This is a genomic window from Candidatus Glassbacteria bacterium (assembly GCA_019456185.1).
Classification (GTDB): Bacteria; Gemmatimonadota; Glassbacteria; order GWA2-58-10; family GWA2-58-10; genus JAJRTS01.
Genome location: VRUH01000171.1, coordinates 1 through 1,010 on the forward strand (window position 1 = coordinate 1; position 1,010 = coordinate 1,010).

The 1,010-nt window shown below is 57.4% G+C and carries 3 protein-coding genes; 1 reads left to right on the forward strand and 2 read right to left on the reverse strand.

The genetic code is table 11. The features are described 5' to 3' along the window. A partial coding sequence (locus tag FVQ81_18685) for a hypothetical protein (GenBank protein MBW7998557.1) occupies positions 1–197 on the reverse strand: 197 nt, incomplete at its 3' end. Between FVQ81_18685 and FVQ81_18690 the strand changes: the two genes are divergently transcribed. Further along, positions 196–705 carry a hypothetical protein gene (locus FVQ81_18690; GenBank protein ID MBW7998558.1) on the forward strand — a complete coding sequence of 170 codons (510 nt, stop codon included), beginning with the start codon at positions 196–198 and terminating at the stop codon, positions 703–705. The two genes, FVQ81_18685 and FVQ81_18690, sit on opposite strands and share 2 nt — an antisense overlap. On the opposite strand, the gene FVQ81_18695 is transcribed toward FVQ81_18690, so the two are convergent. After that, a partial coding sequence (locus tag FVQ81_18695; protein MBW7998559.1) for a DUF3486 family protein occupies positions 702–1,010 on the reverse strand: 309 nt, incomplete at its 5' end. The genes FVQ81_18690 and FVQ81_18695 overlap by 4 nt on opposite strands.

Sequence of the window (1,010 nt, forward strand, 5' to 3'; positions counted from 1 at the left end):
ATATATTCCCGCGCCATGTCCTGGTTATAGCCGATGTACCAGACGTCATCCCCGCTTTCGCTGGCCGCGTAGAGGGCGTCGTCCGCCGCCTCGCTCCACGACAAACCAACGCGCCGGGACTTCTCGCACACCATCACGGGGGCGGTGTCGGAGATCCATTTTTGCTGGTACGTTAGGAGGACGGGAGGTGTGGTCATGTTATTAGGCTTAAATTGGGATACATGGATCAGTCTTGCTTCCGTGTTAATTGTTGGATTGATGGCAATCTCTGCCGAACGCTCGCGTAGGGGTGCACGTCTGGCGCGTAACGATGCCAATTTGGCGAGGGACGACGCACGGGAAGAGGCCAAAGAAGCCAGACGCGTTGCCCTCTATCCTCCACGGCGAAAGGTATGGGATGACCTCGTAAATATTCAAGACATCACCTTGACTAATGCGGCAAGCGCTAGCGCAGGGTTTTTAGCAATGAGGAGCATTCTTGAAGCTGCCATTCATATCTATCCAAAAGAGGTGCTGGATTTCCTCGAATCCATGCGCATCCAATACCTCCTTCTTGAAAGTGCATTTGATATTCTGGAGGGGGGGGGCGCACCGATAGAGAAGCGGGATGCTAGGGAAAGAAAGGGCGTCGCCTGTGATGAAATCACTGATCTTCTAGGCAAAGCCCGTGGTGTTTTTGCCGAGCACATCGACTTCTCCGGTTAACCCGCCACCCCCAATATCTTCTCCCGGATCGTCCCGGCCGCTTCATCGGTGAGGCCGCCCTTGCGGGCGATCTTGTCCACTTCCCGCGCGGCCGCTTTCAACTTGTCGCGAAACTCGGTCTGCCACTTCTTTTGCAGCACGGAGGCGCGGGTGAGACGGGCCACGGACAGGGTGATTTCCGGGAGCGCATCCACCAGGGACTTCCCGCCCTTGTCCGCCTCGAGCAGCTGCTCGAACAATTCCCCCTGGGCCAGCCGGATCAAGGCGTCGTTCATGGCGCCCGCATCGTCCCCCACCGTTTCGGC

Coding starts and splice junctions, on each gene's coding strand:
- FVQ81_18690 (MBW7998558.1), top strand. CDS start 196: ATGTTATTAGGCTTAAATTGGGATACATGGATCAGTCTTGCTTCCGTG.